Raw genomic sequence first — 25912 nt, forward strand, 5'->3', positions numbered from 1 at the left:
CCTCCCTCACAAAAAAACGACACCACCCATGTACCCCTCACTCGCCTCCCTGCCCCCCTGCGACCTCGACACCCTGCTCCAGAGCCTGCAACCCATCGCGCCGCTGCTCGACACCCTCACCGACACAGTGTTCTTCATCAAGGACAACCTGGCCCGCTATGCCTTCGTCAACCAGACCCTGGCCCGACGCTGCGGCTTCAAAGAGCGCAACGACCTGCTCGGCCTCACCGCCGAACAAGTATTCCCGGAACGCTTCGGCCCGCTGTACACCGAACAGGACCGCCGAGTGCTCGCCAGCGGAAGAGAACTGGCCGACCAACTCGAACTGCACCTGTATTACGGCAACCAGCCAGTGTGGTGCCTGACCCACAAACTGGCCCTGCACGACCTCACTGGCCGGATCGTCGGCCTGGCCGGAATCTCCCGTGACCTGCAACTGCCACAATCGAGCCACCCGGCGTTCCAGAAGCTGGCGGCGGTGGATGCACACATCAAGCGCCACTTCGCCCGCACCATCAGCCTGGCCGAGCTGACCGCCATCGCCGGGTTGTCGGTGGCGCAACTGGAGCGACACTGCAAGCGCATTTTCCAGCTCACGCCCCGGCAGATGATTCACAAGGCGCGCCTGGAAGAAGCCTCGCGCTTGCTGCTGGAGCAGGACTTGCCCATCACCGAGATCGCCCTGCGCTGCGGCTACACCGATCACAGCGCGTTCAGTCGCCAGTTCCGCGCCCTGACCAGCCTGTCTCCCAGCCAATATCGGGAAAACCAGCGCTGATTGCTGTTCCTTTATCGGGCGTCCGCGAGTACCACTGCTCCCATCTGTAACACCGCACCTGACGCGCCTGCTCGCCAACGTCAGCAAGCAGCATCGGCAACCCTCGGTATATCAAGCGCTTACCAACGCGTTATCGGAAAAACAAAAACAGGCACGTCGATTGCTTATTTAATATCGTATACGAAATCCTCAATACGATATTTCCCAGCATTTATTCGACAGCGAGGCATTTATGAAAAACCCTGCATTGGCCGTAGCCCTCGGCGTGTTCCTGTTTCCCCTGCTTACCCTTCCCGCCCATGCCGACAAACTCGACGACATCATCGGCTCGGGAAAACTTCGCTGCGCCGTGACACTGGACTTCCCACCGATGGGCTTTCGCGATGAAAGCAACAAACCGGCAGGATTCGACGTGGACTATTGCCACGATCTGGCGAAGGTTCTCGGCGTCGACGCGGAGGTTGTGGAAACGCCATTCTCCGACCGAATCCCCGCACTGCTCTCGGGCCGCGCCGATGTCATCGTCGCCTCCACTTCCGACACCCTGGAGCGGGCCAAGACCGTCGGCCTGACCGTGCCCTACTTCGCTTTCCAGATGGTCGTGCTGACCCGCGACGACACGGGCATCAACGGCTACGCCGACCTCAAGGGCAAGAAGCTCGGCAACACCAGCAGCACCTATGAAGCCATCGCCCTGGAGAAAGACCAGAAGAGCTGGGGCAGCGGCAGTTTCCGTGCCTATCAATCGCAGAACGACACACTGCTGGCCGTCGCCCAGGGCCACATCGATGCCACCGTGGTGACCAACACCGTCGCTGCCGCGACCATCAAGTCGGGCAAGTACAAGGGTCTGAAGATCGCCGGAGACGCGCCTTACGTCATCGACTACGTATCCCTCGGCGCCAAACGCAACGAATACGGCCTGCTCAATTACCTCAACCTGTTCGTCAACCAGCAGGTGCGGACCGGCCGCTACAAGGAGCTCTTCGTGAAATGGGTCGGCACCGAAATCCAGCCGGCCAACCTGACCGTGCCGCAGGTTTATTACTGAGGATCGCGGCATGCCGAGCACGCCTATCCGCCTGCAGGGCCGCAGCCTGGTCGAGGGTGCCGCCGAGGGCAGCCTGTTGTTCGCCGATGTCGGCCTGAGCCTTTGGGGCGGGGTTGATCCGGCCACGGGCGAAGTCATCGACCGACACCACCCGCTCAGTGGCGAGCGCCTGGCCGGGCGCGTGCTGGCGATTCCCAGCGGGCGCGGCTCCTGCACGGGCAGCAGCGTGTTGATGGAACTGATCAGCAACGGCCATGCACCGGCGGCACTGGTGCTGGCCGAAGCCGATGAAATCCTGACCCTGGGCGTGCTTGTCGCCGAGGTGGTTTTCCAGCGCTCGCTACCGGTGCTGTGCATCGGCAGCGAGGCATTCAGCACTTTGCGCGGCGAGGGCTTCGGGCGTGTCGAGGGCAACCGCCTGACCTTGTCCGGGCTTCGGCCCAACGACCAATGGCGTGGGGAAAATACTTGCGCGCAGCCGTTCCGGCCCTCCACTGTCCGCTTGAACGAACGGGACCAGGCGCTGCTTGACGGGGTCCATGGCAAGGCTGCGCAGGTGGCGATGCAAATCGTCCTGCGCATGGCCGACATCCAGGGCGCCGGACAATTGCTGGACATCACCCAGGCCCACATCGACGGCTGCATCTATACCGGCCCGGCCAGCCTGCGTTTTGCCGAACAACTGGTGCAGTGGGGCGCAAAGGTATGCGTGCCCACCACCCTCAATTCGATTTCCGTGGACCAGCGCCGCTGGCGTGAGCTCGGCGTCGATCCGGCCCTGGGCGAGCCGGCCAGTGCCTTGGGCGACGCCTACATGGCGATGGGCGCGCAATTGAGTTTCACCTGTGCACCCTACCTGCTCGACACCGCGCCGACGGCGGGTGAACAGATCGTCTGGGCCGAGTCCAACGCGGTGGTCTATGCCAACAGCGTGCTCGGTGCGCGGACGCAGAAGTACCCGGACTTCCTCGATATCTGCATTGCCTTGTGTGGCCGAGCGCCGCTGGCCGGTTGTCATCTCGATGACCAGCGCAAGGCCGGCCTGATCGTCGAGGTGTCGAGGATCGAATCAGCGGATGACAGTTTCTACCCGCTGCTCGGCTATCACGTTGGCAGCCTCACGGGGCGGCGTATCCCGCTGATCCGAGGCCTGGAGGACGCCGCGCCGACCCTGGACGACCTGAAAGCCTTCGGCGCCGCGTTCGCCACCACCAGCGCGGCGCCGTTGTTCCACATCGCTGGGGTGACGCCGGAGGCCATGGACCCGGCCCAGGTCCTGGATCACGACGCCGTGTTATCAGTGAAAACCGTGGACGCGACGGGATTGCTCGCCAGTTGGCGCGAACTCAACAGCGCCCGGCACAGCCATGTGGATGTGGTTTCCCTGGGTAACCCGCACTTCTCCCTGAGCGAATTCGCCACCCTGGCGAACATTTGTGCGGGACGAACCAGGCACCCCGACGTGGTAGTGGCGATCACCTGCGGTCGCGCCGTGCTGGAGCAGGCTCGCCAGGCCGGTTACCTGGAGCCCATCGAGGCTTTCGGCGCGACGCTGGTCACCGACACCTGCTGGTGCATGCTGGGTGAACCGGTGATCCCTCCGGCCGCCAGGACCCTGATGACCAATTCCGGCAAATACGCTCACTACGCACCCGGCCTGGTGGGGCGCAGCGTGCACTTCGCCAGCCTGGGGGATTGCGTCGAGGCCGCCTGTACCGCCACGGCCAGCGGCCAGCCGCCGCAGTGGTTGCAACCTATCGCACGCAAGGGAAACCCGAGCCATGTTTGACTACAGCTTCCAATGGCGCCCGGCCCTGCGCGCGCTGCCCGATATGCTCGCCGGCGCCTGGGTGACCTTCGAAACGGCCGCCCTGTCGATGATTTTCGGCGTGCTGATCGCCCTGCTCCTGACGGTAATGCGCCAGGCCCGTCATCCGTTGTTGCGCGGCGTTGGCAACGGTTGGGTATCGATCGCCCGCAACACGCCGTCGTTGTTCCAGATCTACATCCTCTATTTCGGTCTCGGCTCTCTCGGCCTGCACGTCAGCTCATGGTTCGCCTTGCTGGCCGGCATCACCTTCAACAACGCCGGCTATCTGGCCGAGAACTTTCGCGGCGGACTCAAGGCGGTGCCGGGCACGCAGATGCGCGCCGCCCGTTCCCTGGGCATGAGCGCGTTCCAGGCCTACCGGATGATCATCGTCCCGCAATTGCTGCGCATCGTCTTCTACCCCCTGACCAACCAGATGGTCTGGGCGGTGCTGATGACATCCCTGGGCGTGGTGGTCGGCTTGAACAACGACCTCACCGGCGTGACCCAGGAATACAACGTCAAGACCTTCCGCACCTTCGAATACTTCGCCCTCGCGGCGCTGCTGTACTACCTGATCGCCAAGCTGATCGTCGGGCTGGCCCGGCTGTTGTCCTGGCGGCTGTTTCGTTATTGAGGGCTGGTCATGTTTTCTACAAGCCTTACCGTTAATGACGTGCTGTACCTGCTTGAGGGGGCCTGGGTCACGGTGCAATTGACCGCGTGGTCGATCCTGCTGGGCACCGTCGCCGGGTTGCTGTTCGGCTTGCTACGGGCGTTGCTGCCCCGCGCCAGCCTGCCGTTGGCCTGGGTATTGGACGTGTTTCGCAGTGTGCCGTTGCTGATCCAGTTCGTGCTGTTCAATTCCCTCAAGAGCATCGTCGGCCTGGACCTCAGTGCTTTCGCCGTCGGTTGTATCGTGCTCGGCGTCTACGCCGCCGCGTATTTCACCGAGATCGTCCGCGGTGGCGTGCTGGCGGTGCCGCTGAGCACCCGGCGGGCCAGTCGTTCCCTGGGCCTGAGCTACGTGCAGGACTTGCGCTTCATCGTCCTGCCGATCGCCACGCGGGTGGCCTTCCCTGGCTGGTTAAACCTGGTGCTGGGGGTGATGAAAGACACCGCCCTGGTGATGTGGATCGGCATCGTCGAATTGCTCCGCGCCTCGCAGACCATTGTCACGCGGATTCAAGAACCCCTGCTGGTGCTGTGCATCGCGGGCCTCATCTACTACGTCATGAGCCTGGTGGTCGCCCGCCTCGGCGCGCGCCTGGAAAGAAGGTGGCAGGAAAATGATTGAGATCGAAAACGTGCACAAATCATTCGGCAACCTGGAAGTGGTCAAGGGCGTCAGCCTGACGGTGGACAAGGGCGAAGTCGTCTCGATCATCGGCGGCTCCGGCTCCGGCAAGTCCACCCTGCTGATGTGCATCAACGGCCTGGAGCCAATCCAGAAAGGCAGCATCCGCGTGGATGGCGTGGAGGTCCACGACAGCGCTACCGATCTCAATCGCTTGCGACAGAAGATCGGCATTGTCTTCCAGCAATGGAACGCCTTTCCCCACCTCACCGTGCTGGAAAACGTCATGCTCGCGCCGCGCAAGGTACTGGGCAAGAGCAAACAGGACGCCGAGGCGCTGGCGGTGCGCCAGCTTGAGCACGTCGGCCTGGGCGACAAGCTCAAGGCCTTCCCCGGCAAGCTGTCCGGCGGCCAGCAGCAACGCATGGCCATCGCCCGGGCGCTGGCGATGTCACCCGACTACATGCTGTTCGACGAAGCCACCTCGGCGCTGGACCCGCAACTGGTGGGTGAGGTGCTGGACACCATGCGCATGCTCGCCGAGGACGGTATGACCATGGTGCTGGTGACGCACGAGATCCGCTTCGCCCGCGACGTCTCCGACCGGGTGGCGTTCTTTTGCAATGGTCGGGTCCACGAGATCGGCCCGCCGGACCAGGTGATCGGCAATCCGGCGCAGCCGGAGACGGCGGCCTTCCTGAAATCGGTGAAATAGCGAATGGCCCCATCGCGAGCAAGCTCGCTCCCACAGGGTTCGGTGGTGACACAGCCCATTTCCAGGGATTGGGTGGCCTATACAAAACCAGTGTGGGAGCGAGCTTGCTCGCGATGAGGCCCTAAAGGCCAACAAAAGGATCTGATCCATGCGCTCATCAAAAATCATCCATGTAGTCAGCTGCCACGCCGAAGGCGAAGTCGGCGATGTGATCGTCGGCGGCGTCGCGCCGCCACCCGGCGCCACCGTGTGGGAACAGTCACGCTGGATCGCCCAGGACCAGACCCTGCGCAACTTCGTCCTCAACGAACCCCGGGGCGGGGTGTTCCGCCACGTCAATCTGCTGGTGCCGGCCAAGGACCCGCGGGCGCAAATGGCCTGGATCATCATGGAGCCGGCCGACACGCCGCCGATGTCCGGCTCCAACTCGCTGTGCGTCGCCACCGTGCTGCTGGACAGCGGCATCCTGCCGATGAACGAACCCCAGACGCGGTTGGTGCTGGAAGCCCCGGGTGGCCTGATCGAAGCCGTGGCCGACTGCCGCGACGGCAAGGTGCAGCGGGTCGAGATCAAGAACGTGCCCTCGTTCGCCGACCGCCTCGATGCCTGGATCGAAGTCGAAGGCCTGGGTTCGCTGCAAGTGGATACGGCCTACGGCGGCGACAGCTTCGTCATCGTCGACGCCAAGCGCCTGGGCTTCGCCATCCGGCCTGACGAGGCGGCCGAACTGGTGGCCGTGGGGCTGAAAATCACCCGCGCGGCGAACGAGCAATTGGGCTTCGTGCACCCGTTGAATTCCGACTGGTCGCACATTTCTTTCTGCCAGATCGCCGCGCCCCTCGTGACGGAAAACGGCATCGCCACCGGCGCCAACGCCGTCGTCATCCAGCCCGGCAAGATCGACCGCTCCCCCACTGGCACCGGCTGCTCGGCGCGCATGGCGGTGCTGCACGCCAAAGGCTTGATGCAAGTGGGCGAACGGTTTATCGGCCGCTCGATCATCGGCTCCGAATTTCAGTGCCGGATCGATTCACTGACCGACGTGGCCGGACGCCCGGCGATCTACCCGTGCATTGCCGGGCGGGCCTGGATTACCGGTACCCACCAGCTGTTGCTCGACCCGGCCGATCCCTGGCCGCAGGGCTATCGGCTTTCGGATACCTGGCCCGGGGCATGATTTCCAGCTTCATCCAAAACCCTTGTGGCGAGGGAGCTTGCTCCCGCTGGACTGCGAAGCAGTCCTGAAGGCTGACAACTCGGTGTGTCAGTCAGATCCTGGGGGCCGCTTCGCGACCCAGCGGGAGCAAGCTCCCTCGCCACAAAAGCCTATCAAAAACGGAGACAACTCATGAGCAAACGCATCAACTGGAGCGGCGTATTCCCCGCTGTCACCACCCAATTCAACGACGACTTTTCCATCAACCTGGAAAAAACCCACCAAGTCATTTCCAACGTCATCCGCGATGGCGTTTCCGGCTTGGTGGTCTGCGGCTCCGTGGGGGAAAACACCTCCCTGAGCGCCGAGGAAAAAATCGCCGTGACCGAAGTGGCGGTGGACGCCTCCCGTGGCCGGGTGCCGGTGATTTGCGGCGTGGCCGAGTTCACCAGCGTACAGGCCGCCAAGGTCGCCAACGCAGTGCGCAAAGTTGGTGTCGACGGGGTCATGCTGATGCCGGCGCTGGTCTACGGCTCCAAGCCGTTCGAGACCGCCGAACATTTCCGCTACGTGGCCCGGCACGCCGACGTGCCGCTGATGGTCTACAACAACCCGCCGATCTACAAGAACGATGTCACTCCGGACATCCTGATTTCCCTGGCCGACTGTGACAACGTGGTGTGTTTCAAGGATTCCTCCGGCGACACCCGCCGCTTCATCGACGTGCGCAACGAAGTCGGTGACCGCTTCGTGCTGTTCGCCGGTCTCGACGACGTGGTCCTGGAAAGTCTCGCCGTCGGCGCCGAGGGCTGGGTCTCGGGCATGTCCAACGTGTTCCCGAAAGAAGGCGAAACCATCTTCCGCCTGGCCCGCGCCGGACGGTTCGCCGAAGCGATGCCGATCTATGAATGGCTGATGCCGATCCTGCATCTGGACGCCCGCGCCGACCTGGTCCAATGCATCAAGCTGTGCGAAGCCATCGCCGGTCGCGGCAGCGCCCTCACCCGCCCACCGCGCCTGGCCTTGCCGGAAGAAGACCGGGTGTACGTGGAGCAGATCATGGCCAAGGCCCTGGCCAATCGGCCGGCGTTGCCGGATGTGGGGCTGTAAAGCCGCAGCCGATGAAAACCCTGTGGGAGCGAGCCTGCTCGCGAAAGCGGTCTGCCTGATTCGAAGGTGCTGGATGTGCCGCCGTCTTCGCGAGCAGGCTCGCTCCCACAAAGGTTGCACTCTGTTCGTAGGGCCAACCGACCAGCAACACGTCGCCAACGCCAGTCTTTGCTACGCTTTCGCCCGGCGCAACGACGCGAACGGGAGGCGTTTCATGAACTATTTCCTGGCCCAGGCCCTGAACAACCAATGGGCCAACCACCGGCTGCTGGGCGCCTGCGCGCAACTGAACACGGCCGAATACGAAGCCTACCGCACCAGTTTTTTCCCCTCCATCCAAGCCACGCTGTGCCACATCCTTGAGGTTGACCGTTATTACCTGACTGCCCTGGAAGGCGATGTTGACGGCCAGGAACGGGATTTCTACCAGACCCTGGCTTTCGCTGAGCTCAAGGAAAACCAGGGCAAGACCGACCAGCGGCTGGTGGCTTTCTGCGAAACCCTGCGGGAAACGGACCTTGCCCGCTCCATCGACCTGGTGCGCGCCGACGGCAGGGTCTGCGAGCGGATCGACCGGTTGCTGTTGCACCTGTTCGAGCACCAGATCCACCACCGCGGCCAAGTCCATACCATGCTCAGCGCCACCCACGTCGAGCCGCCGCAACTCGATGAATTCTTTCTCGACTGCGACCGACGTTTCCGCGAGGTCGAGGAACAGCTGCTTCAACTCGACGGGCAGCGGGTCTGGAGCGAATATCATCCCAATTGAACCGGAGAGCTTGTCATGAACCTCACCCTTCGCTGCATTGGTTTATCGTCGTTGCTGGTCGCCACGGCGGCGTTTGCCCACCATGGCTGGAGCGAATACGACGCCAGCAACCCCTTGACGCTGGAAGGCACAATAAAGCAATCCGGGTATTCCCATCCCCACGGCACCGTGCGGCTGCAAACCACCGACAAGACCTGGACCGTGGTGCTGGCGCCGCCCTCACGCATGGAAAGCCGCGGGCTGACCAAGGACATGCTCAAGGCGGGTAACTCAGCCACCGTGGTCGGTTATGCCAACCGCAACAAACCCGATGAACTGCGCGCCGAGCGCATCACCATTGATGACAAGACCACCGAGTTGCGCTGATGCAGGCCACGGGTCCGGCCGCGCAAGGCTGGATGGACCGGCTGGCCGACTCGTCGCTGGCATTGGCCATGCGCGACGAGCTATGGCTGTACCCGCTGGTGGAAGTGCTGCACATCATCGGCTTTTCAGTACTGGTGGGCGCGGTGGTGATGTTCGACTTGCGCGTCCTCGGCCTGTCCAAGGCCATCGCCGTGACCGCCCTCGCCCGGCACCTGCTGACCTGGGCCGTTGCGGCCCTGCTGCTGATCGTACCGGCCGGGCTGATGATGTTCAGCGCGCACCCGCAGGATTTCGCCGGCAATAACGTCTTTATCCTCAAGCTCGGTCTGATTGCGGCGGCGGGCATCAACGCCCTGCTGTTTCATGCTGGAACCTACCGTTCGGTCGAACAATGGAATACCGGCCGGAAGGCCCCCGGGCTGGCGCGTGTCCAGGCACTGGTATCGATCGCGCTATGGATCACGGTCATTCTCTGCGGTCGATTGCTGGCCTACACCTGAGCTACACCTAAAAAAAGACGATGGCCGCTGCAGGCCATCGCCAATCGCCCACCTCAGGCCCCTCAGATCCGTGCCGGAGACACGATGATCTTGACGTTGTGCTCCTTGTTATTGACCAATTCCTCGAAACCCTGCCCGACGATCTGCTCCAGCTGGATGCGCCCGGTTACCAGCGGTGAAATGTCCAGGCGCCCGTCGGCGATGAAGGCGATCACGTCGGCGAACTCGCCGTTATAGGCCAGCGCGCCGAGCACCTGCTTCTCGGTGGACACCAGCTCGAAGAAGTTGAACTCGCTCGGTTCTTCGAATATGCCCACCAACACGCATTTGCCGGCCTTGCGGATCAGGTCGATGGCGAACTTGGCGGTGTGCTTGTTGCCGATGCATTCGAAACTGACGTCAGCCCCCAGGCCGCCGGTCAGGCGGCGTACTTCGGCCAGGGCATCGCACTGGTTGGGATCGATGACGTGGCTGGCGCCGACTTCCAGGGCCTTGGCCTTGCGCGCGCCGGACATTTCCAGGGCGATCACCTGGGCCGCGCCGGCGGCCTTGGCGCACATGATGGTGCACAGGCCGATGGTGCCGGCGCCGACCACCACCACGTTCTGACCCAACAGGCTGCCGGCCTTCTTCACCGCGTGCATGCCCACCGCCAGCGGCTCGATCAGCGCGCCGGCCTCGGCGGGGAAGTTCGCCGGTAGCTTGTAGAGCAGGTTGGCCGGGACGTTGACCAATTCAGCGAACGCGCCGTTGTTCATCAATCCAGTGAACGCCAGGTTCTCGCAGATGTTGTACAGCCCGTGAGTGCAGTAATAACAGGTGCCGCAATGCTGGCAGGCATCGGCCGCCACCGGCTCGCCGACGCTGAAGCCTTCGACCCCGGCGCCCAATTCGACGATTTCGCCGCAGAATTCATGACCGAGGATGCACTGGCCCTTGATGCCGGTCAGCGGGTGCGGCGCGTCCACCGGGATGAACACTGGCCCAGCCACGTATTCGTGCAGGTCCGAGCCGCAGATGCCGCACCATTGCACGCGGATCTGCACCCAGCCGGCGGGCGGTGGAACAGGTAGTGGCACGTCTTCGACGCGGATGTCGTTGCGGCCATGCCAGACGGCGGCGCGCATGCTGCGGGTTGGCTTGATTGAAACGTTCATAGCGGTGTCTCCCATTCTGGCGGGGCGGCGAATCAGTCGCCGCCCGCTCGATCAGTGCTGCTGAATGAAATCCAGGATCAATCGATTGACCTGCTCGGCTGCCTCCATCTGCACCATATGCCCCTGGCCTGGCAGCACCTCGACCCGCGCCGCCAAGCCGTCGGCATGAGCCGCCGGGATGATCGCGTCGTCACTGCCCCAGATCACCAGGGTTGGCACGTGGCCGGCCTGGACCACTTCGCGCAGGTCCACCTGTTGGCGGCCGTCCTTGAAAACACTCCCGGCCAGTTGGCGCAGGGCCGCGTCCACGCCTTCGAGGCGCTTGTACTTGAGCATGTCGTCGAGCATCTGGCGGTTGACCAGCTCGGCATTCGAGAACAGTTGCACGAGCTGCGGCTTGAGGGCATTGCGGTTGGCGGCGTCGACGAAGCCCTGCAGGTAGCTGCCATTGATCTCCGCGCCCAGGCCGGCGCTGCCGATCAGGGTCAGCGAGCGCAAGCGTTGCGGCATCAGTCGTGCGACATTCAACGCCACCGCCCCGCCCATCGAATGCCCCACCAGGTGAGCCGCGTTGATATCCAGGTGATCGAGCAAGGCCAGCACCACGCCACTCAATTCATCGAGATCGCCGCGTTGCAGGGTTTTCGCCGATTCACCATGGCCCGGCAGGTCCAGGGCAATGACCCGCCGTCCGGCGGCCAGGGCTTCATGGTTGAACAGCCAGTTGTTCAGGTCGCCGCCAAAACCATGTATCAGCACCAGGGGCGTAGCGCCCTCACCGCGCTCGAAGTAACGGATCAACCGCCCGTCCAACTCGATTTTCTGCGGTTTCGGACCGCTGTCCTCATCGGCGGCGTCGCCCGGCACGAAATTGGATTGGAACTGCTCGATAACCGCATCGATCTCGGCGTCGCTGGCCTCGCCTTCGACGACGACACCGAGCAAGGCGCCGACCGGCAGGGTTTCGTCCTGACGGGCGACCTGCCGACGCAGGATGCCGGAAAACGGCGCCTCCACGCTGCTGGAGATCTTGTCGGTCTCGACGTCCATCACTTCATCGCCCTTGGTGATGGCCTGCCCCTCTTCCTTGAGCCAGGCATCGACCCGGCCCTCGGTCATCGACAGGCCCCACTTGGGCATGGTCAGGGTAAAAATCTGGCTCATCAGCGCTTGCTCCACTCGATCACGTTGAGCACGGCTTGTTCGATCTTCGCCGCGTCGGGGATGTACAGGTCTTCCAGGGAATCGGAGAACGGCACCGGGGTATGTGGCGCGGTGACCATTTCAATCGGCGCCTTGAGCGCACCGAAGGCTTTTTGCGCGACCAGCGCCGAGATATCGGTGGCCATCGAGCAGCGCGGGTTGGCCTCGTCGATCACCACCAGGCGGCCGGTCTTCTCGACACTTTCGAGGATGCTGTCCTCGTCCATCGGGCTGGTGGTGCGCAGGTCGATCACCTCGCAATCGATGCCGCGCCCGGCGAGGTTGCGCGCCGCGTCCAGCGCGGTGTTGACCAGCCGGCCATAGGACACCAGCGTGATGTCCTTGCCGTCGCGCAGGAAGTTGGCTTCGCCGAACGGCACGGTGTAGAGCTCCTCCGGCACCTCGCCTTGCATGCTGTAGAGCAACTTGTGCTCGCAGAAGATCACCGGGTCGTTGTCGCGAATCGCCTGGATCAGCAGGCCCTTGGCGTCGTACGGCGATGACGGGCACACCACTTTCAGCCCGGGAATATGCGTCCATAAGGACGTGAGCATCTGCGAGTGCTGGGCGGCGGCGCGCAGGCCCGCCCCGACCATGGTGCGGATTACCAGGGGCGTGGAGGCCTTGCCGCCGAACATGTAGCGAAATTTCGCCGCCTGGTTGAGGATCTGGTCCAGGCAGCACCCAGCGAAGTCGACAAACATCAACTCGCACACCGGGCGCACGCCGCAGGTGGCCGCGCCGACCGCCGCGCCGACGTAGCCGATCTCGGAGAGCGGCGTATCCAGCACGCGTCCGGGAAACTGGTCGTAAAGCCCCTTGGTGACGCCGAGCACGCCGCCCCAAGCGTCGTTTTCACCGGGTGCACCGGCGCCGCCAGCGACGTCCTCGCCCATGATGAACACGCTGGAGTCGCGGCGCATTTCCTGGGCCAGGGCTTCGTTGATTGCCTGCTGATAGCTGATTTTTCTCGCCATGATGGGATTCTCTGTTCTTGTTTTCAGGGGAATTCAGGGATAGCTGACGTAGACGTCGGTCAGCAGGTCGGCAGCCGCGGGCTTGGGATCGGACTTGGCCTTGTACACGGCGTTTTCGATCAACAGCTCGACTTCCTTGTCGACCTGGTCCAACTGCTCGACCGTGAGCAGACCGGCCCGCGTGGTGCGCTCGCGGAACTGCATCAGGCAGTCCTGGTTCTCGCGAAAATGCTTGACCTCATCCGGCGCTCGATAGGTCTGGGCGTCACCCTCGAAGTGGCCGTAGTAGCGGGTCAGCTTGACCTCGATCAGCGACGGCCCTTCCCCGGCCCGGGCGCGCTCGACGGCGGCACCGGCCGCTTCATGCACGGCGAAGAAGTCAAAGCCGTCGACCGTCACCCCGGGCATGCCGAAGCCGGCGGCGCGGTCGGCGATGTGATCGCAGGCCACCGACCAGTTCGACGCGGTGGCTTCGGCGTAGCCATTGTTTTCCGCGATGAACAGACACGGCAGGTTCCACACCGAGGCCATGTTCATGGCTTCGAACACCGCGCCTTCGTTGGAGCCGCCGTCGCCGAAAAACACCACGGCGACGCTGTCGGTGCCCTTGAGCCGGGCCGCCAGGGCGGCGCCGACCACCAGCGGCGCACCGGCGCCGACGATGCCGTTGGCACCGAGCATGCCTTTCTCGAAATCGGCAATGTGCATCGAGCCGCCCTTGCCTTGGCAGACGCCGGTTTTCTTGCCGTAGATCTCGGCCATCATCCCGTAGACATCGACGCCCTTGGCAATGCAATGGCCATGGCCCCGGTGGTTGGAGGCGATGCAATCGTCATCGCCCAGATGGGCCATGACGCCAGCGGCCGAAGCCTCTTCGCCTGCGTAAAGGTGAACAAAACCGGGGATCTCGCCGGTGGCGAACTCCACGTGCAAGCGCTCTTCGAAGGCGCGGATGGTGCGCATCACTTGATAGGCGTGCAGCAATTGATCGTGGGTGAGCGGTGTCGACATTTTTATTCTCCAGGGGTGTCTTCTTGAAGGTTCAAGGGGTGTTGCGGGTGCTCGCGACCGATGGCCAACAAGCGTTGTTGCGCGGCGTAGCTGAGCACCGCGTTGACGTCGATGCTCAGCGGGCCGCCGGCATCGAGGGTGATCGTGGGTCGGTCATGGGCGTTGAATTCGATTTCCCGCTCGCCGTCCAGGGCCAGCGTGCCGCTGGACAGCGACAAGCCGTGGGCAACGCCGGGCTCCAAAGGGCCGGCGGCAAGCACGCCACAGCCCTGCAGCAGACCGGGGGCCAGTGGCACCAGCAGCGCTTCGGGCGATTGCGGGTCCAGGCGCATCCAGGCGCCGCCCGGGGCCTGGCGGGACACCGGCAACCACAAGCCGCACAGCGCCGACAGGCCAATGGATTGCGGTTCGGCAAAGGTCACGAAGACTTCGGCCAGGTCCTGCGCCCGGCTGATGGCCCGGGCGCCGACAAAGCGCAGCGGCGACACGGCGACATCCACCAGCGCGACTTCCCGCAAGCCACGCCCGGCGTCGCAGACCAGCAGGCGTTTGTTGCGACGCAAGCCGATCAGCTCTGGAATCCGCCCGCTGGCGTACAACCCGCCGGCCAGCCCGGCACTGGTGGCCTCGCGCAGCTCCGGGAAGGCGTTGTTGGTGCCGGTGGAAAGGGTCAGTAATGGAATATCACCGACTTCGGCGGCCACTGCCTTGTGGGTACCGTCGCCGCCGAGCACCGCGATCAGCGCCACTTCGCGCTCGGCCATCAGGCGCGCGGCCCGGCGGGTGTCTTCGACGGTCTGGCGCAGGGTCAGGTCGAGAAACTCCAGGGCTGGCCAACGGCTGCTACGGGCCTGACGACTGTGGCTGTTCTTCAGCACGGCGGCGGCCATGCCGATCATGTCGGTCGGCATCAGCACACGTTCGATGCCGGTGGCGCCGAACGCGGCCAGCAGGCGCTGGATCACCGAGACTTTGTCGGTACTGGAAAACAGCCCGGCGTTGGCGGTCAGGCGGCGTACGTCACGGCCCGAGGCGGGGTTGGCGATGATGCCGACGGTGAGCGGACGGCGACTCATGTCGCCACCACGGGGTAGACAGGCAAATGACCTGGGCAGATAGACATAGGCACCTCTTTCTTATTCTTGGAAGCCCACCTGATGTGGGTCCAAGGCCTAGAGCAAGGCCGGTGCCAGTTACCCGTTGAATGCTGGAAAGCCTCGATATAGAGCGCTTCAAACGTAAATTCGGGTGCGCCGGGACGGTGCTTGGTGAGACGCCACATGTCAGCCTGCACGGGACGACGGCGAGACGCTGAGACGTTGCGTCTCACCCCGGCGCCTGTGCTGCGCCGGGCTTGCCGGCGTCCGGTGATCAGCGCTTAATGTGCGCACAACGACAAGAAGCTGAACCGGAGGCCCCAATGCTTTCCGCTCACTCCCGGGCGCATGTGGATTGCGTCAGCCGCGTGCTGAAGAACGCCGCGCAGCTGCCGCAACTGCCGGTGCCGGACCTGATCTTCGACTCCTGGCGCCGCTCCATGGAGCAACATCACCTGGACCCAGGCTCATTGCAGGGCCCGCGCATCCTTTCCCACGAAGTGCTCAAGCAATGTCGCGAGCGCTCGGAACTGTTCCTCAACATCGCCAGCGATGAGGTGGCGCGCCTGCATGGCCGGGTGCGCGATGCCGATTATTGCGTGCTGCTGACCGATGCCCAGGGCCAGACCATCGACTATCGGGTGGAAACCACCCTGCGCAACGACTGCCGCAAGGCCGGGTTGTACCTAGGCACCTGCTGGTCGGAGGGTGAAGAAGGCACTTGCGGCGTGGCGGCCGTGCTCACCGCCAGGACGGCGGTGACGGTACACAAGCGCGACCACTTTCGCGCCGCGTTCATCGGCCTGACGTGCTCCGCCGCGCCGGTCTTCGATCCGCAAGGAGAACTGCTCGGGGTGCTGGACGTCTCGGCGGTGCGTTCGCCGGACGATCGACGTTCTCAGCATCTGATCCGGCAAATGGTGGTGCAAAGCGCACGGGAGATCGAACAGGCGTTTTTCATGAGCAGTGCCCAGGGCTACTGGGTCTTGCGCGCCCATCGCAACGCCGGCTACGTCGACAGCCAGCCGGATTTCCTGTTCGCCTGGGATGACGATGGTTGCCTGCAAGCGCTTAACCCGGCGGCGCGCCATTACTTGCTGGAGCGCTACGGCCAGATGCCCCGGCATATCAGCCAGGTCTTCGACCCGCAGCTGTTGCACCGCGCCCGTGACGAAAGCCTCTATCCGCTCGACCCGTTCCTGCACGGCCGCCTGAGCGCGCCGCGACGCCGGGCGACCCCACGCAAGCGCGCCACGATGACCTCGACCGAGCTCGATCCACGCCTGGCCGGCAGCCTGAGCCTGGCGGTGCGGGTCAAGGATCGCAACCTGCCGGTGCTGATCCAGGGCGAGACCGGATCCGGCAAAGAAGTCTTCGCCCGCCAGTTGCATCAGGCCAGCCAACGTCGAGACCGACCTTTCGTGGCCCTGAACTGCGCGGCGATTCCGGAAAGCCTGATCGAAAGCGAATTGTTCGGTTATGTCGCCGGCGCCTTTACCGGCGCTTCGGCCAAAGGCATGCAGGGCCTGCTGCAACAAGCCGATGGCGGCACACTGTTTCTCGACGAAATCGGCGACATGCCCCTGACCCTGCAGACCCGCCTGTTGCGGGTACTGGCCGAAGGCGAAGTGGCGCCGCTGGGCGCGGCGCGGCGCAAGGCCGTGGACATCCAGGTGATCTGCGCCACCCACCGTGACCTGGAAACCCTGGTAGCAGCCGGCGAGTTTCGCGAGGATCTGTACTTCCGCCTCGGCGGTGCCCGGTTTCAATTGCCGCCGTTACGCGAGCGCACCGACCGGCTGGCGTTGATCAACCGCATCCTCGACGAAGAATCGACCCTGTGCGGGGGCGCGGTGCAGCTGAGTGGCCCAGCGCTGGAATGCCTGCTCGGTTACCACTGGCCGGGCAATGTGCGCCAGTTGCGACATGTACTGCGTTATGCCTGTGCGGTCTGCGAAGGGAGCGTGGTCCAGCTCAGTGATTTGCCGGAGTCACTGCACGGCCGCGAAACGGCTGTTCGGGGGCCAGAACCCAGCGCCAGCCCGGAACGCCAGGCGCTGCTCGATGCCCTGGTGCGTCACCGCTGGAAACCCACCCCGGCGGCCCGGGCCCTGGGTATTTCCCGTGCGACGCTGTATCGCCGGGTGCATCAGCATGGCATCGAAATGCCCGGCAGAAGCCCCGGCTGAACCCTTATCGTCGGGCCAGTTCGTGACGCACGCATTGTTCGTAATAGGTCTGCTTGACGGCGGCAGGCTTGAGCCGCGATGCGCTGTTGTAGGTCTGCTCGGTAATGCCCAGGGCAGTCATGCGCATCCATGGCCGCGCAAACTTGCGCACTTGCAGCTTCTTGCGCGCCCCATACAGGCTGACACCGGACAGCTTCGACGCCTGGGCGCCCGCCGCGATGTCCGAACCCCAGCGACACATCGACTGCTGGTTCGAGGTAAGCACCCTGGCCTGGGCTTCAAGCGAGACAGCGGTCAGCAACATGGCCGCCGCGATCCATATAGAAACGCGCATAGGTTTGTCGTCCAACATTCTGAAATGAAAGAAGTTTGACTTGGTGTGGATGAGCAAGGGGCCAGCATTTTCACTTTGCTCCCGGCCTTGGCTACGCAACCTAGAACTAACTGCATGAAAATCTTATAAGCCTTTAAACTTAAAGCGTTTTTCCTAGTAACAAGTAGTCATACAGCTGTTCTCCGTTCTGGAATCCACCTATAAACCCGTGGCGAGGGAGCTTGCTCCCGCTGGGCCGGGCTGGCGCTCCAGCGCGCAGCGGCCCTAAAAAAAGCACAGACAACTCGGTGCGTCAGTCAGAGACAGGGGGGGCCGCTTCGCAGCCCAGCGGGAGCAAGCTCCCTCACCACGGGTCAGTTGCTGGCCTTCGCTTCTTGCAGCAGTTGTTGAATCACTTGCTCCTGCTCTGCATAACGCCCTTCGCCAAAGTGGCTGTAGCGCACCTGCCCCTTGGCATCGATGAAGTAATGGGCCGGCCAGTACTGGTTGTTGAAGGCGCGCCAGATCGAATATTGGTTGTCGATGGCCACCGGGTAATGGATGTCCAGCTTGCGCACCTGTTCGCGGACGTTCTCGATGATCTTCTCGTAGCCGTATTCCGGCGTATGCACGCCTATCACCACCAGCCCGTCCTTCTCGTATTTCTTCGCCCAACCATTCACGTACGGCAGCGTGTGCTGGCAGTTGATGCAATCGTAGGTCCAGAAATCCACCAGCACCACTTTGCCCCGCAGTGACTCGCTGTTCAGCGGTGGCGAGTTGAGCCATTGCACCGCGCCTGCCAGCGAAGGCATCGCGCCTTGGGCATCCAGGGGCGGCAGGCTGCTGGCGTCAGCCTTGCTGACCACATAATCGATGGCCTTGGGCACGTTCTCCAGCAGGCTTTTTTCCAGGCTGGCGGACTGTTCGGAGGACGTCGCCGCCAACAACCGGTCATCTGCCCCGCTGCCGATCGCCACGGCCGCCAGCAACACCAGCCCGCCCGTCGCCCGACGCAGCCACGCGGTGATTGGCAGCGACGGTTTCAGCCGACCGATCAGGCCACGCCCGGCCAGAATCAGCGTACCCAGCGACAAGGCGCTGCCCAGGCCGTAGGCAAGCAACAGCAGGCTGGTCTGCGCGCTGGCACCTTGCAGCATCGCCCCGGTCAGGATCACTCCGAGGATCGGCCCGGCGCACGGCGCCCAGAGCAGCCCCGTGGCGACGCCGATCAGCAGCGACGCCAGCGGCCCAGCCATCCGTCCAGCTCCGGCGTCGAGGCGATTGCCCAGGCTGACCAGCGGCCGCGCGAGCCAGGTGCCGACCCGGCTGAACATCAGCGACAAGGCAAACAGCACCATCACCACCAGGGCGACTTGCCGGCCGACGCTGCTGGCGCGGATGACCCACTCGCTGCTGACCACCGCCAGGCTCGACACCAGGCCGAAGGTCAGCACCATGCCGGCCAGAGTCAGCAGCACCGAGCCGCGCGATTGATTGGCGCGGGCGAACAGGAACGGCACCACGGGCAGGATGCAAGGGCTGAGGATCGTCAGGACCCCGCCGAGAAAAGCGATCAGAAGCATGGCAACACCTCAAAATGAAAGTTGGCGGAAGAACCCGTGGCGAGGGAGCTTGCTCCCGCTGGGCGCGGAGCGCCCCCTCGTATCTGCCTGACACACCGAATGGTCAATGCGTTTTTGGGGCCGCTTCGCGGCCCAGCGGGAGCAAGCTCCCTCGCCACGAACGTCAGTTCTGGTTGGTGCAGTGATCAGAAAACTTGCGATAGTCCAGCGCCTGCTCGTGTCCCGCGGAATCCAGATAGGTCATGTGGGCATTGACCACGCCACAGGCCGGTTGCGGGTCTTCGGTCAGGGACAGCACTTTGCCCACGTCCAGGTGGCTGCCGTAGCTATAGGTCTGCGGCTGAACGTCGCTTTCGGCCCGCGCCGACAAGGTGCAGATGTTCAGCGCGGCAAACAGGCATGCGGCGTAGATGGCTTTGGTGTTCATGATGATGTCCTCGATTCAATGGTTTATCGCAGAGGCCCGTTGTGTTGCCTCGATGGATGCCATTGAATGCCGCCCAGGTATCGCGCCTGTATCGGGCCAGGGGGCTTTTTGCATCGCTGTGTATCCGCCGCGCGCCAGATACACTGCAATACAAACCGTCGCGGGCCAGGCCGGCTGGTGCCTGTAGACTGGCCAACAACAAAACGCCAAGGGGCAGAACAGCATGGAACATGTCGATCATGTGTTGATCGTCGATGACGATCGCGAGATTCGAGAGCTGGTGGGCAACTACCTGAAAAAGAACGGCCTGCGCACCACCGTGGTCGCCGATGGCCGGCAGATGCGGGCCTTCCTGGAAACCACCCCGGTGGACCTGATCGTGCTGGACATCATGATGCCCGGCGATGATGGCCTGGTGTTGTGTCGGGAACTGCGCGCCGGCAAGCACAAGGCCACGCCGGTGCTGATGCTCACCGCCCGCAACGACGAAACCGACCGCATCATCGGCCTGGAAATGGGCGCCGACGACTATCTGGTCAAGCCGTTCGCCGCTCGCGAGCTGCTCGCCCGAATCAACGCCGTGCTGCGCCGCACCCGGATGTTGCCGCCCAATCTGGTGGTCACCGAGAGCGGACGCCTGCTGGCGTTCGGTCGCTGGCGGCTGGACACCACCGCCCGCCACCTGCTGGACAGCGACGGCACCATGGTCGCCCTGAGCGGCGCGGAGTACCGTCTGTTGCGGGTGTTTCTCGATCATCCGCAGCGCGTGCTCAACCGCGACCAGTTGCTGAACCTGACCCAGGGCCGCGACGCCGATCTGTTCGATCGCTCCATCGACCTGCTGGTCAGCCGCCTGCGCCAACGCCTGTTGGATGATGCTCGCGAACCAGCCTACATCAAGACCGTACGCAGCGAAGGCTACGTGTTCTCGCTGCCGGTGGAGATCCTCGAGGCGTCGGTATGAAGGTGTCGCTGCGCTGGCCGCGTACCCTCGCCTCGCGCTTGTCGTTAATCTTCCTGATCGGCCTGGTCCTGGCTCAGGGCCTGTCGTTCGGCGTCCAGTATTACGAACGCTACGAGAGCGCGAAGAACACCATGCTCGGCAACCTCGAGACCGACGTGTCGACGTCCGTCGCCATCCTCGACCGCCTGCCGGCCGCCGAACGAGAGGCCTGGCTACCGAAACTGGCCCGGCGCAACTATGGCTACGTGCTCGGCGAAGGCGAACCGGGCATGCCGATGCTGCCCGACAACGCACCGATATCGGTCAGTTCGATCCAGCAAGCCCTGGGCGAAGCCTATGCGCTGACCTATAACCAGATCCCGGGCCCGAAGATGCACTACCAGGCGCACCTGCGCCTGAAAGACGGCAACCCGCTGACGATCGATGTGCGTCCGGCGATGGCGCCGCTTTCGCCCTGGCTGCCCGCGGTGCTGCTCGGGCAACTGGCGCTGTTGATCGGCTGCACGTGGCTGGCCGTGCGCATCGCCGTCAGCCCGCTGACCCGGTTGGCCCGTGCCGTGGAGACCCTCGACCCGAACGCCCACGGCGTGCGCCTGGACGAAAAAGGCCCGACCGAAGTAGTACACGCGGCAAAGGCGTTCAATGCCATGCAGGACCGCATTGCCGCCTACCTCAAGGAGCGCATGCAACTGCTGGCGGCGATTTCCCATGACTTGCAGACGCCCATCACCCGCATGAAACTGCGCGCCGAATTCATGGACGACGGCATCGAAAAGGACAAACTGTGCAGCGATCTGAGCGAAATGGAACACCTCGTGCGCGAGGGCGTGGCCTACGCTCGCAGCATCCATGGCGCCACCGAGGCCAGTTGCCGGATCAGCCTGGATGCGTTTCTCGACAGTTTGGTGTTCGACTACCAGGACACCGGCCAGGACGTGCTGCTGTCGGGCAAGAACGCCGCCGTAATCGACACCCGTCCCCATGCGCTGCGGCGGGTGTTGGTCAATCTGGTGGACAACGCGCTGAAATTCGGCGGCGCGGCGCAGATCCAGGTCCAGCCTGCCACCCATGGGCAACTGGCGATCCAGGTGCTGGATCGCGGGCCCGGCATCAGCGAAGCAGAACTGGCCGAAGTGCTCAAGCCGTTCTATCGGGTGGAGAGCTCGCGCAATCGGGAAACAGGCGGCACGGGCCTGGGACTGGCCATCGCCCAACAACTGGCGAGTGCCATGGGCGGCTCGCTGACCTTGAGCAATCGCGATGGCGGTGGGTTGTGTGCTGAGTTGCGGTTGGCTTGCAATACCCCATCCGGAAGCTGATCAAGCCCCTGTGGATTGCCTTAAGTGAACAGTATTTCCCTGTGGGAGCGAGCCTGCTCGCGAAAGCGCTTTGCCAGTCGACATCACTGTTGGCTGACCTGACGCCTTCGCGAGCAAGCTCGCTCCCACAGAGTTCGGCATTCGGCTTGATGTTGGGTTTGTATATCAGTGTGTCAGCGGGCACATGGCATACACAAACTTGCACACCAGCGTCATTCCAGACACACCCCGCTTACACCCGCTTGAAAGACTCCTTGTGTCCCCGGCTACCCTGACGGCCGGGCCATGAATCCAAGGAGCCTACCCATGCCTGCCACCACCGCAACGCCACCTGCTTTCCGTTTCCAGGGCTGGTCGCTGTTCAGCCTGATCGCCGCCCTGGTGCTGTTGATGACCGCGCTGATCCTGGCACTCGAGCCGGACCTCACCGAAGGCGTTCGCAGCGCCATTCGCGCCACCGCCCGGTCATCCTTTGCCCTGTTCCTGCTGGCCTTCACCGCTTCGGCGTTTGCCGTGCTGGTGCCCTCGCCCTGGAGCAAATCCCTGGTGCGCGAACGGCGCTTCATCGGCTTGGCCTTTGCCTTTTCGCACCTGGTGCACGCGGTGTTGATCTATTGGTACGGCCAGCTCAACACGGAGTTCTGGCCCGGCCGCACGACCGTCGGCAATCTGCCCGGCAGTGTGGGTTATGTGTTCATCCTGCTGCTGGCCCTGACCTCGTTCAAAAGCACCACGCGGCTGATCGGCGCCACCGCCTGGAAACGCCTGCACACTACCGGTATGTGGGTGTTGGCGGCGATCTTTGCCTACTCCAACTTCAAGCGCATTCCGATGAGCGCCTGGTACGTGCTGCCCTTCGGCCTGATCTGCGCCGCCACGGCGGTCCGCCTGGTGGGCAAGCTGGCCCAGGCCAACAAGCGCCACGCCCTGCAACGTGCAGCCTGAGTAAGGGAGATCAAACATGTACGCGTCTTTTTCGAAAGCCTTGAACGGCCTGCACCTCAACCTCGACCACGCCGGCTCATGGCTCGCACCGCTGGGGCTGCGCCTGTTCCTGGCCTGGGAGTTCTTCGAGTCGGGCCTGGAAAAATGGCACGGCCAGAACTGGTTCGCCGAAATCCAGGCGGCCTTCCCGTTCCCTTTCAACCATGTGCCGGCCAGTTGGAACTGGGAACTGTCGATGTGGGCGGAGCTGATCTGCGCCATCGCCCTGCTGGTGGGCCTGGGCACACGTGTTTCGGCGCTGGTGCTGATGATCGTCACGGTGGTCGCGACGGCGGCCGTGCACTGGCCGGCGGATTGGTCGAGCCTGAGCGAACTGGCCCAGGGATACGCCATCACCAACAAAGGCTTTGGCAACTTCAAGCTGCCATTGATTTACCTGGTGGCGCTGCTGCCGTTGCTGTTGCAGGGCGCCGGGAAAATGAGTGTGGATGCCTTGCTGAAGACGCTGCAATCGGTAAAAAAATCGAAACCTTGAGCGGCTTGCGTCGGTCCAGTCCTGTATGAGCCACGGCGCTGCGTACCGCTGCCTAGGGTCGCAGCCCGACACGACAGCCCATCAGGACGAGGAACAGACATGAGCATGACCGTCGGCGATTTTCTGGTTGAGCGCCTTTACGAGTGGGGGGTTCGCCGTATCTACGGCTACCCGGGCGATGGCATCAACGGCGTGTTTGGCGCCTTGAACCGGGCCAAGGGCAAGATCCAGTTCATTCAGGCGCGTCACGAGGAAATGGCCGCATTCATGGCCTGCGCCCATGCCAAGTTCACCGGCGAGCTGGGGGTCTGTATCGCCACTTCGGGGCCAGGGGCGTCGCACCTGATCACCGGCCTGTATGACGCGCGAATGGACCATATGCCGGTCCTGGCCATCTGCGGCCAACAAGCGCGAAATGCGCTTGGCGGCCATTACCAGCAGGAACTCGACCTGGTCAGCCTGTTCAAGGATGTAGCCGGCGCGTTCGTCCAGCAGGCCAGCGCACCGGCGCAGGTGCGCCATCTGCTCGACCGCGCCGTGCGCACGGCGGTGGGCGAGCGCCGGGTCACCGCGCTGATCCTGCCCAACGACTTGCAAGACCTGGATTACACGGCGCCGCCCCATAAGCACGGCACGTTGCATTCTGGCGTCGGTTATCGCAAACCCAAGGTCGTGCCTTACGAGGAAGACCTGCAGCGGGCCGCCGAAGTCCTCAACGCTGGCAAGAAGGTCGCCATCCTGGTGGGCGCCGGGGCGCTGCACGCCACGGATGAAGTGATTGCCATCGCTGACAAGCTCGGTGCCGGCGTCGCCAAGGCCTTGCTCGGCAAAGCCGCGGTGCCCGACGAGTTGCCGTGGGTCACCGGCGCCATCGGCCTGTTGGGCACCGAACCCAGTGACAACCTCATGGCCGGTTGCGACACGCTGCTGATGATCGGGTCCGGCTTCCCCTATGCCGAGTTTCTGCCCCGGGAGGGCCATGCGCGTGGCGTGCAGATCGACCTGCAGCCCGACATGCTCAGCCTGCGCTACCCCATGGAAGTCAACCTGCAGGGTGACAGCGCCGACACCCTGCGAGCCTTGTTGCCGCTGATCGAAGAAAAGACCGACCGCGCCTGGCGCAAGAAAATCGAACACTGGCGTGCGGACTGGGACAAGACCCTGGAAAAACGCGCGCTGGTCTCGGCCAAGCCGATCAATCCGCAACGGGTCACGTTCGAACTGTCGCCACGGTTGCCGGACCGCGCCATCATCACCTGTGATTCCGGCTCCTGCGCCAACTGGTATGCCCGGGACCTGCAGATCCGTCGGGGCATGCTGTGTTCGCTGTCTGGTGGCCTCGCCTCCATGGGCGCCGCCGTGCCCTACGCCATTGCGGCCAAGTTGTGCCATCCGGATCGGCCGGTCATCGCCCTGGTGGGCGACGGTGCCATGCAGATGAACAACATGGCCGAGCTGATTACCGTCGCCAAGTATTGGCGCAGCTGGACGGACAGCACCTGGATCTGCGCGGTGTTCAATAATCAGGATCTGAACCAGGTGACCTGGGAACAGCGGGTCATGGAGGGCGATCCGAAATTCGAGGCCTCGCAGAACATTCCCGACGTGCCCTACCACCTGTTCGCCGAATCCATTGGCCTCAAGGGCATCCTCGTCGATCAGGAAAGCGACGTGGCCAGCGCCTGGGAACAGGCACTTGCCGCCGAACGCCCGGTGCTGATCGAATTCCGCACCGACCCCGACGTGCCGCCGCTGCCGCCACATATCAAGCTGGAACAGGCGAAAAAATTTGCCTCGACCCTGCTCCAGGGCGACCCGAACGAACGGGGCATCATGGTCGAGACCGCTAAACAGGTGCTGGGCGCACTGCTGCCCGGCCAGCGCAAGGATAAAGAGTAAGCATGCCGATCCGAGCAAGCCGTTACGAGCTGATCCTGCTGGGAAGTTTTATCGCCCTATGGACGGGGCTGGCCATCGCGCCGGTCAAGCGCAGCGACTGGCTGGCGGAGAATCTGCTGGTGTTTGCGCTGCTGATCGTCCTGGTGGCGGCCCATCGGCGGTTCAGCTTCTCGCGTCTGTCGGCGACGCTGGTGTTCGTATTCCTCTGCATCCATGAGGTCGGCGCCCACTACACCTACGCAAAAGTCCCCTACAACCAGTGGTGGCAAGCCCTGACCGGTGGCCAGCCGCTGGACCAGCTCCTGGGTTTCCAGCGCAACCAGTTCGATCGCCTGGTGCATTTCAGCTATGGCCTGCTGCTGGCCTATCCGGTACGCGAGGCGCTGCTGCGGGTGATTCCGGCCCGGGGTTTCGCGGGTTATTTTCTGGCGTGGAACCTGATCCTGTCGTCATCGGCCATCTATGAGCTGATCGAATGGATCGGCGGCGCCTATATGGGCGGCGACACCGCCAAGGCCTTCGTCGGCGCGCAACAGGACCCGTGGGACTCGCAAAAGGACATGGCGCTGGCGGGCTTGGCCGCGTGCTTGACGCTGGTGGCCGCCGCCGCGGTCAATTATTTCCAGCAACGGGACTTTGCCCTGGAATGGGCACTGCGCAAGAAAGCCAGCACGTGAACGGGACCGGTCCTCGGAAAAATGGTGCAACTGGTCAGCATTTTTTCACTTTTATTAAGTT

Annotated in this window: 26 protein-coding genes; 18 read left to right on the plus strand and 8 right to left on the minus strand. The window is 63.5% G+C overall.

Annotated features, from left to right (window positions below; translation table 11 throughout):
- Window positions 1–28 precede the first annotated feature (28 nt).
- From J3P89_RS13065 to J3P89_RS13115, 11 genes are all read left to right on the plus strand, one after another.
- On the plus strand, window positions 29–778 hold the full coding sequence (locus J3P89_RS13065) for a helix-turn-helix domain-containing protein (RefSeq protein ID WP_434697794.1): 750 nt from the start codon (window positions 29–31) through the stop codon (window positions 776–778).
- A 232-nt stretch (window positions 779–1010) separates the two neighbouring features.
- Complete coding sequence (locus J3P89_RS13070; RefSeq protein ID WP_434697795.1) at window positions 1011–1829, plus strand: ABC transporter substrate-binding protein; 819 nt, start codon at window positions 1011–1013, stop codon at window positions 1827–1829.
- Window positions 1830–1839: 10 nt separating this feature from the next.
- Window positions 1840–3618, plus strand: a complete 1779-nt coding sequence (lhpI, locus tag J3P89_RS13075; RefSeq protein ID WP_434697796.1) for a cis-3-hydroxy-L-proline dehydratase — start codon at window positions 1840–1842, stop codon at window positions 3616–3618.
- Window positions 3611–4276, plus strand: coding sequence for an amino acid ABC transporter permease (locus tag J3P89_RS13080; protein ID WP_434568542.1), 666 nt, complete (start codon window positions 3611–3613; stop codon window positions 4274–4276). The genes lhpI and J3P89_RS13080 overlap by 8 nt, the downstream gene beginning before the upstream one ends.
- 9 nt (window positions 4277–4285) lie before the next feature.
- Complete coding sequence (locus J3P89_RS13085; RefSeq protein ID WP_434568543.1) at window positions 4286–4936, plus strand: amino acid ABC transporter permease; 651 nt, start codon at window positions 4286–4288, stop codon at window positions 4934–4936.
- The gene (locus J3P89_RS13090; protein WP_434697797.1) at window positions 4929–5651 is read left to right on the plus strand and encodes an amino acid ABC transporter ATP-binding protein; all 723 of its coding nucleotides are present in this window, start codon (window positions 4929–4931) and stop codon (window positions 5649–5651) included. The genes J3P89_RS13085 and J3P89_RS13090 overlap by 8 nt, the downstream gene beginning before the upstream one ends.
- Window positions 5652–5799: 148 nt before the next feature.
- Window positions 5800–6828 (plus strand): trans-3-hydroxy-L-proline dehydratase, encoded by a 1029-nt coding sequence (locus tag J3P89_RS13095; protein WP_434697798.1) that lies wholly within the window; start codon window positions 5800–5802, stop codon window positions 6826–6828.
- A 171-nt stretch (window positions 6829–6999) separates the two neighbouring features.
- On the plus strand, window positions 7000–7917 hold the full coding sequence (locus J3P89_RS13100) for a dihydrodipicolinate synthase family protein (protein WP_186632069.1): 918 nt from the start codon (window positions 7000–7002) through the stop codon (window positions 7915–7917).
- Between the two features lie 214 nt (window positions 7918–8131).
- Window positions 8132–8686, plus strand: a complete 555-nt coding sequence (locus tag J3P89_RS13105; protein ID WP_434697799.1) for a DinB family protein — start codon at window positions 8132–8134, stop codon at window positions 8684–8686.
- 15 nt (window positions 8687–8701) lie between these two features.
- A complete protein-coding gene (locus J3P89_RS13110; protein ID WP_434568546.1) occupies window positions 8702–9052 on the plus strand; it encodes a DUF6152 family protein in 351 nt (116 codons plus the stop codon).
- The gene (locus J3P89_RS13115; protein ID WP_434697800.1) at window positions 9052–9552 is read left to right on the plus strand and encodes a DUF6644 family protein; all 501 of its coding nucleotides are present in this window, start codon (window positions 9052–9054) and stop codon (window positions 9550–9552) included. Before J3P89_RS13110 ends, J3P89_RS13115 begins: the two co-directional genes overlap by 1 nt.
- A 62-nt stretch (window positions 9553–9614) precedes the next feature.
- On the opposite strand, the gene J3P89_RS13120 is transcribed toward J3P89_RS13115, so the two are convergent.
- The 5 genes from J3P89_RS13120 to J3P89_RS13140 form a co-directional block, all read right to left on the minus strand.
- Window positions 9615–10679: a 2,3-butanediol dehydrogenase gene (locus J3P89_RS13120; RefSeq protein ID WP_434697986.1), complete on the minus strand. Its 1065-nt coding sequence runs from the start codon at window positions 10677–10679 to the stop codon at window positions 9615–9617.
- 81 nt (window positions 10680–10760) lie between these two features.
- Window positions 10761–11873 carry an acetoin dehydrogenase dihydrolipoyllysine-residue acetyltransferase subunit gene (locus J3P89_RS13125; protein WP_434697801.1) on the minus strand — a complete coding sequence of 371 codons (1113 nt, stop codon included), beginning with the start codon at window positions 11871–11873 and terminating at the stop codon, window positions 10761–10763.
- Window positions 11873–12889, minus strand: coding sequence for an alpha-ketoacid dehydrogenase subunit beta (locus J3P89_RS13130; RefSeq protein ID WP_305494746.1), 1017 nt, complete (start codon window positions 12887–12889; stop codon window positions 11873–11875). Before J3P89_RS13130 ends, J3P89_RS13125 begins: the two co-directional genes overlap by 1 nt.
- Window positions 12890–12922: 33 nt before the next feature.
- The gene (locus tag J3P89_RS13135) at window positions 12923–13900 is read right to left on the minus strand and encodes a thiamine pyrophosphate-dependent dehydrogenase E1 component subunit alpha (protein WP_434604870.1); all 978 of its coding nucleotides are present in this window, start codon (window positions 13898–13900) and stop codon (window positions 12923–12925) included.
- A 2-nt stretch (window positions 13901–13902) separates the two neighbouring features.
- Window positions 13903–14976: an ATP-NAD kinase family protein gene (locus tag J3P89_RS13140; protein WP_434697802.1), complete on the minus strand. Its 1074-nt coding sequence runs from the start codon at window positions 14974–14976 to the stop codon at window positions 13903–13905.
- A 344-nt stretch (window positions 14977–15320) separates the two neighbouring features.
- On the opposite strand from J3P89_RS13140, the gene J3P89_RS13145 reads away from it, so the two are divergent.
- On the plus strand, window positions 15321–17186 hold the full coding sequence (locus J3P89_RS13145; RefSeq protein ID WP_434697803.1) for a sigma-54-dependent Fis family transcriptional regulator: 1866 nt from the start codon (window positions 15321–15323) through the stop codon (window positions 17184–17186).
- A 4-nt stretch (window positions 17187–17190) separates the two neighbouring features.
- On the opposite strand, the gene J3P89_RS13150 is transcribed toward J3P89_RS13145, so the two are convergent.
- The 3 genes from J3P89_RS13150 to J3P89_RS13160 all read right to left on the minus strand — a co-directional run bounded on the left by J3P89_RS13150 (window position 17191) and on the right by J3P89_RS13160 (window position 19512).
- Window positions 17191–17520, minus strand: coding sequence for a hypothetical protein (locus J3P89_RS13150; RefSeq protein ID WP_434697804.1), 330 nt, complete (start codon window positions 17518–17520; stop codon window positions 17191–17193).
- Window positions 17521–17873: 353 nt separating this feature from the next.
- Complete coding sequence (locus tag J3P89_RS13155; RefSeq protein ID WP_434697805.1) at window positions 17874–19085, minus strand: cytochrome c biogenesis protein DipZ; 1212 nt, start codon at window positions 19083–19085, stop codon at window positions 17874–17876.
- 163 nt (window positions 19086–19248) lie between these two features.
- Window positions 19249–19512 (minus strand): DUF2790 domain-containing protein, encoded by a 264-nt coding sequence (locus tag J3P89_RS13160; protein WP_434697806.1) that lies wholly within the window; start codon window positions 19510–19512, stop codon window positions 19249–19251.
- 223 nt (window positions 19513–19735) lie between these two features.
- On the opposite strand from J3P89_RS13160, the gene J3P89_RS13165 reads away from it, so the two are divergent.
- The 6 genes from J3P89_RS13165 to J3P89_RS13190 all read left to right on the plus strand — a co-directional run bounded on the left by J3P89_RS13165 (window position 19736) and on the right by J3P89_RS13190 (window position 25851).
- Window positions 19736–20476, plus strand: coding sequence for a response regulator (locus J3P89_RS13165; RefSeq protein WP_434697807.1), 741 nt, complete (start codon window positions 19736–19738; stop codon window positions 20474–20476).
- Complete coding sequence (locus J3P89_RS13170) at window positions 20473–21795, plus strand: ATP-binding protein (RefSeq protein ID WP_434697808.1); 1323 nt, start codon at window positions 20473–20475, stop codon at window positions 21793–21795. Before J3P89_RS13165 ends, J3P89_RS13170 begins: the two co-directional genes overlap by 4 nt.
- A gap of 306 nt (window positions 21796–22101) precedes the next feature.
- On the plus strand, window positions 22102–22740 hold the full coding sequence (locus J3P89_RS13175) for a ferric reductase-like transmembrane domain-containing protein (protein ID WP_434697809.1): 639 nt from the start codon (window positions 22102–22104) through the stop codon (window positions 22738–22740).
- Between the two features lie 16 nt (window positions 22741–22756).
- A complete protein-coding gene (locus J3P89_RS13180) occupies window positions 22757–23275 on the plus strand; it encodes an HvfX family Cu-binding RiPP maturation protein (RefSeq protein ID WP_434623833.1) in 519 nt (172 codons plus the stop codon).
- A 99-nt stretch (window positions 23276–23374) separates the two neighbouring features.
- Window positions 23375–25174 carry a thiamine pyrophosphate-requiring protein gene (locus J3P89_RS13185; protein WP_434697810.1) on the plus strand — a complete coding sequence of 600 codons (1800 nt, stop codon included), beginning with the start codon at window positions 23375–23377 and terminating at the stop codon, window positions 25172–25174.
- 2 nt (window positions 25175–25176) lie between these two features.
- Window positions 25177–25851, plus strand: coding sequence for a DUF2238 domain-containing protein (locus tag J3P89_RS13190; RefSeq protein ID WP_434697811.1), 675 nt, complete (start codon window positions 25177–25179; stop codon window positions 25849–25851).
- The last annotated feature ends 61 nt before the right edge of the window (window positions 25852–25912 follow it).

Source organism: Pseudomonas sp. Z1-14, assembly GCF_051132005.1.
Taxonomy (GTDB): domain Bacteria; phylum Pseudomonadota; class Gammaproteobacteria; order Pseudomonadales; family Pseudomonadaceae; genus Aquipseudomonas.

Excerpts from the sequence above, each read along its gene's own strand:
- J3P89_RS13065 (WP_434697794.1), top strand. The coding sequence starts at position 29 with ATGTACCCCTCACTCGCCTCCCTGCCCCCCTGCGACCTCGACACCCTG.
- J3P89_RS13070 (WP_434697795.1), top strand. The coding sequence starts at position 1,011 with ATGAAAAACCCTGCATTGGCCGTAGCCCTCGGCGTGTTCCTGTTTCCC.
- lhpI (WP_434697796.1), top strand. The coding sequence starts at position 1,840 with ATGCCGAGCACGCCTATCCGCCTGCAGGGCCGCAGCCTGGTCGAGGGT.
- J3P89_RS13080 (WP_434568542.1), top strand. The coding sequence starts at position 3,611 with ATGTTTGACTACAGCTTCCAATGGCGCCCGGCCCTGCGCGCGCTGCCC.
- J3P89_RS13085 (WP_434568543.1), top strand. The coding sequence starts at position 4,286 with ATGTTTTCTACAAGCCTTACCGTTAATGACGTGCTGTACCTGCTTGAG.
- J3P89_RS13090 (WP_434697797.1), top strand. The coding sequence starts at position 4,929 with ATGATTGAGATCGAAAACGTGCACAAATCATTCGGCAACCTGGAAGTG.
- J3P89_RS13095 (WP_434697798.1), top strand. The coding sequence starts at position 5,800 with ATGCGCTCATCAAAAATCATCCATGTAGTCAGCTGCCACGCCGAAGGC.
- J3P89_RS13100 (WP_186632069.1), top strand. The coding sequence starts at position 7,000 with ATGAGCAAACGCATCAACTGGAGCGGCGTATTCCCCGCTGTCACCACC.
- J3P89_RS13105 (WP_434697799.1), top strand. The coding sequence starts at position 8,132 with ATGAACTATTTCCTGGCCCAGGCCCTGAACAACCAATGGGCCAACCAC.
- J3P89_RS13110 (WP_434568546.1), top strand. The coding sequence starts at position 8,702 with ATGAACCTCACCCTTCGCTGCATTGGTTTATCGTCGTTGCTGGTCGCC.
- J3P89_RS13115 (WP_434697800.1), top strand. The coding sequence starts at position 9,052 with ATGCAGGCCACGGGTCCGGCCGCGCAAGGCTGGATGGACCGGCTGGCC.
- J3P89_RS13120 (WP_434697986.1), bottom strand. The coding sequence starts at position 10,679 with ATGCGCGCCGCCGTCTGGCATGGCCGCAACGACATCCGCGTCGAAGAC.
- J3P89_RS13125 (WP_434697801.1), bottom strand. The coding sequence starts at position 11,873 with ATGAGCCAGATTTTTACCCTGACCATGCCCAAGTGGGGCCTGTCGATG.
- J3P89_RS13130 (WP_305494746.1), bottom strand. The coding sequence starts at position 12,889 with ATGGCGAGAAAAATCAGCTATCAGCAGGCAATCAACGAAGCCCTGGCC.
- J3P89_RS13135 (WP_434604870.1), bottom strand. The coding sequence starts at position 13,900 with ATGTCGACACCGCTCACCCACGATCAATTGCTGCACGCCTATCAAGTG.
- J3P89_RS13140 (WP_434697802.1), bottom strand. The coding sequence starts at position 14,976 with ATGAGTCGCCGTCCGCTCACCGTCGGCATCATCGCCAACCCCGCCTCG.
- J3P89_RS13145 (WP_434697803.1), top strand. The coding sequence starts at position 15,321 with ATGCTTTCCGCTCACTCCCGGGCGCATGTGGATTGCGTCAGCCGCGTG.
- J3P89_RS13150 (WP_434697804.1), bottom strand. The coding sequence starts at position 17,520 with ATGCGCGTTTCTATATGGATCGCGGCGGCCATGTTGCTGACCGCTGTC.
- J3P89_RS13155 (WP_434697805.1), bottom strand. The coding sequence starts at position 19,085 with ATGCTTCTGATCGCTTTTCTCGGCGGGGTCCTGACGATCCTCAGCCCT.
- J3P89_RS13160 (WP_434697806.1), bottom strand. The coding sequence starts at position 19,512 with ATGAACACCAAAGCCATCTACGCCGCATGCCTGTTTGCCGCGCTGAAC.
- J3P89_RS13165 (WP_434697807.1), top strand. The coding sequence starts at position 19,736 with ATGGAACATGTCGATCATGTGTTGATCGTCGATGACGATCGCGAGATT.
- J3P89_RS13170 (WP_434697808.1), top strand. The coding sequence starts at position 20,473 with ATGAAGGTGTCGCTGCGCTGGCCGCGTACCCTCGCCTCGCGCTTGTCG.
- J3P89_RS13175 (WP_434697809.1), top strand. The coding sequence starts at position 22,102 with ATGCCTGCCACCACCGCAACGCCACCTGCTTTCCGTTTCCAGGGCTGG.
- J3P89_RS13180 (WP_434623833.1), top strand. The coding sequence starts at position 22,757 with ATGTACGCGTCTTTTTCGAAAGCCTTGAACGGCCTGCACCTCAACCTC.
- J3P89_RS13185 (WP_434697810.1), top strand. The coding sequence starts at position 23,375 with ATGAGCATGACCGTCGGCGATTTTCTGGTTGAGCGCCTTTACGAGTGG.
- J3P89_RS13190 (WP_434697811.1), top strand. The coding sequence starts at position 25,177 with ATGCCGATCCGAGCAAGCCGTTACGAGCTGATCCTGCTGGGAAGTTTT.